The following is a 9,647-nucleotide window of genomic DNA, read 5'->3' as shown; positions in this document are numbered from 1 at the left end:
GAGGGCGAGGACAACGTCCTCTACCCGATGAAGGACGCCCTGCGGGCACGGGCCACCGTGGGCGAGGTGTGCAACGCCCTGCGGGAGGTCTGGGGCACCTACGTCCCCGCTGACGCTTCGTAAAGCCGCAAACCCATCGGGAAGGAACCCCTCGTGTCCCAGGAACCCCTCCGCGTCGTCGTGGCGAAGCCCGGCCTCGACGGCCACGACCGCGGCGCCAAGGTCATCGCACGCGCTCTGCGGGACGGTGGAGTCGAGGTCATCTACACCGGACTTCACCAGACACCCGCGCAGATCGTGGCCACAGCCATCCAGGAGGACGCCGACGGCATCGGCCTCTCCGTCCTCTCCGGTGCCCACATGACCCTGTTCACCGAGGTCGTCGACCGACTCCGGCAGGCGGACGCCTCGGACATCACCGTCTTCGGAGGCGGGATCATCCCCGAGGCCGACATACCCCTCCTGCTGGAACGAGGCGTCGCCGCCCTCTTCACGCCCGGCACCTCCACACAGCAGGTCGTCGAGTGGGTGACCACCGGGATGCGCCCGCGGAACGGGACGACGCGCACCGCCGGCGCGACCGTGGGCTGAGAGGAAGGCCACACAGCCGGACCGGGCGGAAGACCCGACCACCGGGCCGCCCCGGCCCGGACCGACAGCGGCGGCGGCCGACGGGCACGACCCGGCCGTGCCCGTCGGCCAACCCACGGGAACAACGGGAGACTGCAGTGATAGCCGACCTGGCCGCCGCCATCGAATCACCGGACACGGCACCACAGGACTTCGCGTCCCTGCCGGTACCGGAGTCGTACCGGGCGGCCGTGCTCCACAAGGACGACCAGCACATGTTCGACGGTATCCCGGTCGCCGACCGGGAACCCGCCAAGTCCGTCCACATCGACGACGTACCGACCCCTGAGCCCGGCCCCGGCGAGGCACTGGTCGCCGTCATGGCCAGCTCGGTCAACTACAACACGGTGTGGAGCGCGCTGTTCTCGCCGGTGCCGACCTTCGCCTTCCTGGAGCGCTACGCCCGCACCGGCGGCCCCGCCGCCCGTCACGACCTGCCCTACCACGTGATCGGCTCGGACCTCTCCGGCGTGGTACTGCGTACCGGCCCCGGAGTGCGCCGCTGGCAGCCCGGGGACCGGGTGGTCGCCCACTGCCTGTCCGTGGAGCTGGAGGACGCGGCGGGCCACAACGACACGATGCTCGACCCCGAGCAGCGGATCTGGGGCTTCGAGACCAACTTCGGCGGCCTCGCGGAGATCGCCCTCGTCAAGGCCAACCAGCTGATGCCCAAGGCCGCCCACCTCACCTGGGAGGAGGCGGCCGCGCCCGGACTGGTCAACTCCACCGCGTACCGCCAGCTGGTGTCGGACAACGGCGCCGGCATGAAAGTGGGCGACAACGTGCTGATCTGGGGAGCCGGCGGCGGGCTCGGCTCGTACGCGACCCAGTACGCCCTGGCCGGCGGCGCGACGCCCGTCTGCGTCGTCTCCAGCGAACAGAAGGCGGCCATCTGCCGGGCGATGGGCGTCGAGGCGATCATCGACCGCGGTACCGAGGACTACCGGTTCTGGCGGGACGAGCACACCCAGGACCCGCGTGAGTGGAAGCGCTTCGGTGCGAGGATCCGCGAGCTGACGGGCGGCGAGGACGTCGACATCGTCTTCGAGCACCCGGGCCGTGAGACCTTCGGCGCCTCGGTCTACGTCACCCGCAGGGGCGGCACCGTCGTCACCTGCGCCTCGACCTCCGGGTACCGGCACGAGTTCGACAACCGGTACCTGTGGATGCACCTCAAGCGCATCGTCGGTTCCCACTTCGCCAACTACCGCGAGGCATGGGAGGCCAACCGCCTGGTCGTCAAGGGCCGGATCCACCCCACGCTGTCGCGGACCTATCCACTGGCCGACATCGGCCGGGCGGTGCAGGACGTGCACCGCAACCGGCACCACGGCAAGGTCGGCGTGCTCTGCCTGGCTCCGCGGCAGGGCCTCGGGGTCGACGACCCCGAACTCCGGGCCGGGTACGAGCCGGCCATCAACCGCTTCCGAGTCGGGCTGAGCGCCGGCTGAGCGCCGCCGGCACCGGCACGACCGACCGGCCGCATACTTCCGGGGAAAACGGGAAAGCACTGCGCCCTCCCGCCGTCACTGACGGCGGGAGGGCGCAGTGCTTTCCCCTCGGTCACGGCCCACGGCCCACGGGCCTCGGCCGGCGCCTGCCCGCGGTGTCCGTGACGGGCCTGGTCCAGGTCGGGAGCCGCCCGCCCGTACCAGGTCCCGCCTACAGGGCCGCCTACCGGCGGGCCGCCTCAGGTTCTCCGCCGCGGAGGGGCGTCGGCCGACCGGCCGTTCCGGCCCCTCCCGTCGTGGAGGTGGGGACGACCGGCCGGCCGTCCCGGTTCGTCCTCCGTGAAGAGGCGTCGGCCGGCCGGCCGAGCGGGCCGTGTGCCGCGACGTCGCGCGGTCGGCGGGCGTGGGGGCGGGGCGGGGCGGGAGCGGCGTGTCCCGCCCCGGTCCGCGCCCGGCACGCCCCGGCACGCGCCCGGCCGGCGCCCGGCCCGCACTGGTACGCACGCGCCCGCACCGGCGCCGGGCGCGACGTGAACCTGTGTCTCCCGGTCACAGCCACTTGGCGGACAGCCCCTGGAGCAGACCGGAGATCCGTACCCGGACCGCGCTCGCGGGGTCCAGCCCCAGGATCGAGTCGTCGAGCTTGCTGAGCTCCTCGAGTACGAGGATGGCCGCCGCGGCGTCCCCGGGAAGCATCTCCTCCCGCAGGTGCCGGGCGAGACCGATCGCCGTGGGATGCTCGAAGACCAGCGTGGTCGGCAGGCTCAGCTGGGTCTCCTGCTCCAGCTGGTTGCGCAGCCGCACCGCCGCCACCGAGTCGAAGCCCATGTCGAGGAGTCCGCGGTCCGGTTCGACGAGCGTGCCGTCGGCGTGCCCGAGCACGATCGCGATCTGGTCGCGCACCAGTTCCAGCAGCAGTTCCTCCTGCTCCTCCTCCGAGCACGCCGCCAGCCGCTGGACCAGGGAGACCGCGTCCTGAGCCGCGGGCTCGGAGGCCCGGCGAATCCTGGCCGGCGGCGCGGACGCGTCCGTGTCGTGCGCGGCGGGCACCACCCGAGCGTCCCCGATCGCCTTGTCCACCAGGTCCTCCGGCACGGGCAGGAGCTCCAGCGACGCCACCGACAGCACCGGCGCACCGGTGCCGTCGGCCGCCCGCAGTGACACCTTGCCGGGGCCGGCGGGGGACAGGGCCACCCGGAGCCTCGAGGCGCCGACCGCGTGCAGCGCGACCCCCGTCCACCCGGACGGCAGATACGACCCCTGCGTGTCGTCGACGAATCCCGCCAGCACCGCCGGGGTCAACGCCCTGTCGAGCAGCGCCGGGTGCACGGCCCAGCGCCCGGCGTCCGCCGCCCCCGGCACCGCGGCCGACAGGGCGATGTCGAGGAACACCTCGTCACCGCGGCGCCATGCCGGGAGGCCGGCATCGTCCAGCGGCCATGCGCCGGCGGGCGGCCAGGCTTCGACCGCCGTGGGCTCCTGGGGGCCGTCCTCGCACAGAACGGCCGTGACGTGACGTACCCAGTCCCCGTCGTGCCGGACGTGGCCGCCACGGCCCGCGCCGCGACGGCAGTACACCGTCACCTCACGGCGGCCCGACTCGTCCGGGCCGCTCACCGAGACCTGGACCTGCACCCCTCCCCGGCCGGGAAGGACCAGCGGCTCCAGCACGGTCAGCTCCTCGACCAGGTCGCAGCCGAACTGAAGGCCGGCCTGCAGCACCAGTTCCACGAAGCCCGTCGCCGGGAACAGGGCCGTCGTCCCCGTGTCCGCGTGACCGGCCGGCCACCCGTCCGAGTCGGCGGCGACGACGCCGGTGAGGAGCCCGCCGTCGGAACCCGGCAGTGGCACGAGAGCGGACAGCAGCGGATGCTCCAGAGCGCCCAGACCGAAGTCGGCCGCCTCGCCCGCAGTCCGCGACGGCTCCAGCCAGAACCGGGTCCGTTGGAACGCGTACGTCGGCAGTTCCACCCGCCGGGCACCGGGCAGCAGCGCCCTCCAGTCCAGTTGCACGCCACGGACGTGCAACTGGCCGAGGGCCGTGACGACCGTCGCCGGCTCCGGCCGCTCGGCACGCAGTGCGGGAACGAACGCGGCCTCGCGGCCGGCAGCGCCCGCCTGTGCCAGCGCGGTCAGCGTCCCGTCCGGCCCGAGCTCCAGGAACGTCGTCGTGCCCAGGTCCCGCAGGCGCGTCAGCCCTTCGGAGAAGCGCACCGCCTCACGGACGTGGCGCACCCAGTACTCGGGCGCGCACAGCTCCCGGTCCGCCACCGCGCCGGTCACGTTCGACACCACGGGGATCCGTGGCGCACGGAACTCGACATCGCGCAGCGCCTCGCCGAACTCCGCCAGCATGTCGTCCATCAGCGGCGAGTGGAACGCGTGACTGACCCGCAGGCGCCGCGTCTTCGCGCCCCGCCCGGCCAGCACGTCGACGACCGCCCGGACGGCGTCCTCGTCACCCGACACGACCACCGACTCCGGGCCGTTGACCGCGGCGATGGAGGCCCGGCCGGTCAGCAGCGGGACCACGTCCTCCTCGGACGCGCCCACCGCGACCATGGCACCGCCCTCGGGCAGAGCCTGCATCAGACGGCCGCGCGCCGCGACGACCTTCGCCGCGTCGGGCAGCGACCAGACACCGGCCACGTGCGCGGCGGCCAGCTCACCGATGGAGTGTCCCAGCAGGTAGTCGGGCTCGACACCCCACGAGGACACCAGCCGGAACAGCGCCACCTCGAGCGCGAACAACGCCGCCTGGGTGTAGGCCGTTTCGTCCAGGACGCCCGTGCCGTCGGACACCACCTCGGAGAGCGGGCGTGCCAGGTACGGGTCCAGCTCGGCGCAGATCTCGTCCCACGCCCGGGCGAACACCGGGTACGCGGCGTACAGCTCGCGCCCCATCCCGACGCGCTGGGAGCCCTGCCCCGCGAAGAGCAGGCCCAGCCGGCCGGGCGCGGAGGAGTCCACGACGACGCCCGGCGCGGGGTCGCCGGCCGCCAGCGCGGCCAGCCCGCGCAGCAACTCGTCGCGGTCGGCGCCGACCACGGCCGCCCGGTGCGAGAGCACCGACCGTGTCGCCGCGAGCGACCAGCCGACGTCGGACGGCCGCAGTCCCGCACCCTCCGCCTCCAGGAAGGACCGCAGCCGTTCGGCCTGGGCCCGCAGACCGTGACCGCCCTGACCGGACAGCACCCACGGCAGCACCGCCGGCTCGGCCCGCTCCGGCTCCGGCTCCGTTCCGGCCTCGTCGCCGGACCCGGCGCCGGTGCCGACCGGAAGAACCGGCCGCCCCTCGATGATCACGTGTGCGTTGGTGCCGCTCACGCCGAACGACGAGACACCGGCCCGACGGGCCCGTGCGACCTGCGGCCACTCGGACCGCTCGGTCAGCAGCTCCACCGCACCGGCCGACCAGTCCACGAAGGACGACGGCTGATCCACGTGCAGTGTCTGCGGCAGCACCCCGTGCCGCATCGCCATGACCATCTTGATGATCCCGGCGACGCCGGCGGCTGCCTGGGTGTGCCCGATGTTGGACTTGACCGAGCCCAGCAGCAGGGGCCGGTCGGCGTCCCGGCCCTGACCGTACGTGGCCAGCAGTGCCTGCGCCTCGATCGGATCGCCCAGCCGGGTGCCCGTGCCGTGCGCCTCCACCGCGTCGACGTCCGGCGCGGACAGACCCGCGTCCGCGAGAGCGGCCCGGATGACCCGCTGCTGGGAGGGGCCGTTGGGGGCGGTGAGGCCGTTGGAGGCGCCGTCCTGGTTGACGGCGGAGCCCCGGACCACCGCGAGCACCTGGTGCCCGTTGCGCTCGGCGTCCGAGAGCCGCTCGACCAGCAGCATGCCGACGCCCTCACTCCAGCCGGTGCCGTCCGCCGCGTCGGCGAACGCCTTGCACCGGCCGTCGGCCGCCAGACCGCGCTGACGGGAGAACTCGACGAACACGCCGGGCGTCGCCATGACGGTCACGCCGCCGGCGAGCGCCAGCGAGCACTCGCCCGACCGCAGCGCCTGGACCGCGAGGTGCAGCGCGACGAGCGAGGACGAGCACGCCGTGTCCACCGTCACCGCCGGCCCTTCCAGCCCGAAACTGTAGGAGAGCCGGCCCGAGAGCACGCTCCCCGCGCCACCGGTCAGGAAGTACCCTTCGGAACCCTCCGCGGCCGCCTGGTCGGCGCCCATGCCGTATCCCAGCGAGGCACCGCCGACGAACACCCCCGTCCGGCTGCCCTTCACCGACGCCGCCGGAATACCCGCCCGCTCGAACGCCTCCCAGGACGCCTCCAGCAGCAGTCGCTGCTGAGGGTCCATCGCCAGCGCCTCACGCGGTGAGATACCGAAGAAGTCCGCGTCGAACTCGTCCGCGTCGTACACGAAGCCGCCCTCACGGACGTACGACGTGCCGGACTCGTCGGCGTCGTCGCTGAACAGGCTGTCCAGGTCCCAGCCACGGTCCCCGGGCAGGCTCGAGATCGCGTCCCGCTCCGCACCCAGCAGTTCCCACAACTCCTCCGGCGAGGTCACCCCGCCCGGGAAGCGGCAGCTCATGCCCACGATGACGACCGGATCAGCCTCCGCCACCGCCTCCTTCCCGTTCCGGACCGGAGCGGCGTCGAGACGCCCGGCCCCGGCCGGCTCACCGACCAGTTCGGTGCGCAGATGCCCGGCCAGCACCAGGGGCGTCGGGTAGTCGAAGATCGTGGTCGCCGGCAGCCGCACCCCCGTCGCGGCACCGAGCCGGTTGCGCAACTCGACGGCGATCAGCGAGTCGAAACCGATTTCCCCGAACGTGCGCCCCGTGTCCACCGTCGCCGGGGAGCCGTGCCCGAGCACCGTCGCGACCTGTTCACGCACCAGATCCAGCACGAACTGCTCCTGCTCGGCAGCCGGCATCCCTGCCAGCCGCGCCCGCAGGGACGACTCCCCGCCGTCCCCGCCGCTCGCCCGCCGCAACGGAGTACGGACCAGGCCCCGGAACAGCTCCGGCAGCGCACCGGCGTCCGCCCGCTCCTGCAACGCGGCCGTGTCCAGCGCGGTGGCCAGTACCACCGGTTCCCCGGCCGTCCGCGCCATGTCGAAGAGCCGCAGTCCCTGCTCGGTGGAGAGAGTCGTGGCTCCGGACCGCGCCATCCTGCCGAGGTCCTGCTCCGAGAGATGAGCGGTCATGCCGGCGCGCTCGGCCCACAGCCCCCAGGCCACCGACACTCCGGGCAGCCCCGACGCTCTGCGGTGGGCCGCCAACGCGTCCAGACAGCTGTTGGCCGCGGCGAAGGCTCCCTGTCCCGGGCTGCCCAGCACGCTCGCCGACGACGAGAACATCACGAACTCGGCGAGATCGCGGTCGCGCGTCAGTTCGTGCAGATGCCACGCGGCGTCGACCTTCGGCCGCAGCACCTCCCGTACTCGGTCCGGCGTCAGCGACTCGATCACCGCGTCGTCGAGCACACCCGCGGCGTGCACGACCATGCGCAGCTCGGGGAGGGAGTCCAGCAGCCCCGCCAGCGCGTCCCGGTCGGCCACGTCACACGCCACCACCCGCACCGCGGCGCCCAGTTCGCGCAGCCGCCCGGCCAGCTCACCGGCGCCCGGAGCCTCCTCACCGCGACGGCCGGCCAGGACCACGTCCCGCGCACCGTGCCGCTCGACCAGATGCCCGGCCACCCGGCCGCCCAGGGCGCCCGTGCCACCAGTGATCAACACCGTGCCCCGGGGGCCCGACGGCTCGGGAACACCCGCCTGCGCGCCGACGGCCAGGCGTGGCGTCAGAGCCCGCCCCCGCCGCAGCACGACATGCGCGTACCCGGACACCGAGGCAGCGGGCAGCGCCGCCAGCGACTCCTCGTGCCCGTCGTGGTCGACGAGCACGAACCGGTCGGGATGCTCGATCTGCGCACTGCGCACAAGCCCCCACACGGCGGCGGCGCCCGCGTCCGTCACATCCTCGCCCGCCGCGGCCACAACCGCGCCACGCGTGAGGACGACCAGGCGCGAGCTTGCACAGCGGTCGTCGGCCAGCCACCGCTGCACCGCCTCCAACGCCCGGCACACCACCACAGTGACCGGATCGCCGTCGGACGCACACGGCAGTACCACCACCTCGGGCACCGAAGCGTCCTCCGGGCCGACAGCACCGGACTCCACCAGGGGCGCGCCCGCACCGTCCGGCAGCAAGGCCTCGCTCCACTCCACGCGGAACAACGCGTCGCCCACCGATCCGCGCGCGTCCTCGATCCGCTCCTCGGGCACCGGTCCCAGCGACAGCGACGCCACCGACAGCACGGGCGCACCCGACACGTCGGCCACCTCTGCCGAGACCGCGTCCGCACCGGCGGGCGCCAGCGCGACCCTGACGGCCGTCGCGCCCACCGCGTGCAGGGAGACACCGCTCCACGCCAGCGGCAGGTACGCCAGGGAGGAGTCCGAGAGGAACTCACCGAGACCCACCGCGTGCAGGGCCGCGTCGAGCAGGGCGGGGTGCGCGCCGAACAACGCCGCGTCACCGTGCGCCTCCGGCGCCAGGACGACCTCCGCGAACACCTCGTCACCGCGAACCCATGCCGTCCGCAGCCCCTGGAACACCGGCCCGTGGCCGAGACCACGCTCGGCCATCGCCGCGTACACCTGGGATACGTCGAGCTGCCGCGCACCCTCCGGCGGCCAGACCGCCAGACGCTCCCCCTCCGGCTCACCGGCGGCTGTCGCCGCCAGGGTGCCGGAAGCGTGCAGCGACCACTCGCCCCCACGACCGGAGTGAATCGTCACCGACCGGCGCTGCCGCTCGTCCGGCGCGCCGACGGCCACCTGGACGGGAACACCCTCCTGACCCGGGATCACGAGCGGAGCGTGCTCGACCAGTTCCTCCACGACGGTCAGACCGAACTGTCCGCCCGCTCGCAGGGCGAGCTCGACGAAACCCGAGCCGGGGAAGACCACCGTGCCGTGCACCGTGTGGTCCGACAGCCAGGGCTGTCCGCCGAGTGAGAGCAGACCGGTCAGCACACTGCCCTCCGAACCGGGAAGGGCGAGTACGGCGCCCAGCAGCGGGTGCTCCACGCCACCGAGCCCGAGCCCGGCGGCCTCCGTCACCGGCCGTGCCGGGTCCAGCCAGTAGCGCTCGTGCTGGAAGGCGTAGGTCGGCAGCCCGACCCGGCGCGCACCGGAGCCCTCGAACACCTTCTGCCAGTCCACCTCTACGCCGTGTGCGTGGACCGTTCCGAGCGACGTGAGGAATCGGTCGAGCCCGCCGTGGTCGCGTCGGAGGGTTCCGGTGGTGAGGGCGGTGGTGTCGGCGGCTTCGATGGTGTCGTTGATGCCGATGGTGAGGACGGGGTGGGGGCTGGTTTCGATGAAGGTGGTGTGGCCGTGGTTGAGGAGGGTGTGGATGGTGGTTTGGAAGTCGACGGTGTGGCGGAGGTTGCGGTACCAGTAGGCAGCGTCGAGTTCGGTGGTGTCGGTCAGTACACCCGTCACGGTGGAGTAGAAGGGGATGTCGCTGGTGCGGGGGGTGATGGGGGCGAGGGCGGTGGCGAGTTCGTTCTCGAGTTGTTCGACGTGGTCGGAGTG

General features: G+C 73.3%; 3 protein-coding genes. 2 read left to right on the top strand and 1 reads right to left on the bottom strand.

Going from position 1 to position 9,647, the window contains the following annotated elements:
* The first annotated feature begins 153 nt into the window (after positions 1–153).
* Positions 154–591, top strand: coding sequence for a cobalamin B12-binding domain-containing protein (locus ACH4F2_RS34880; RefSeq protein WP_398136714.1), 438 nt, complete (start codon positions 154–156; stop codon positions 589–591).
* A 140-nt stretch (positions 592–731) separates the two neighbouring features.
* Complete coding sequence (gene ccrA, locus ACH4F2_RS34875) at positions 732–2,081, top strand: crotonyl-CoA carboxylase/reductase (protein ID WP_398136715.1); 1,350 nt, start codon at positions 732–734, stop codon at positions 2,079–2,081.
* Positions 2,082–2,630: 549 nt separating this feature from the next.
* On the opposite strand, the gene ACH4F2_RS34870 is transcribed toward ccrA, so the two are convergent.
* Positions 2,631–9,647, bottom strand: a 7,017-nt coding sequence (locus ACH4F2_RS34870; protein ID WP_398136713.1) for an SDR family NAD(P)-dependent oxidoreductase, incomplete at its 5' end; no start/stop codon positions are given.

It is taken from the genome of Streptomyces sp. NPDC017890, from assembly GCF_044328675.1.
Taxonomy (GTDB): domain Bacteria; phylum Actinomycetota; class Actinomycetes; order Streptomycetales; family Streptomycetaceae; genus Streptomyces.
The sequence above is the reverse complement of the archived record's forward strand: the minus strand, read 5'-3'. Positions and strand labels throughout refer to the sequence as shown.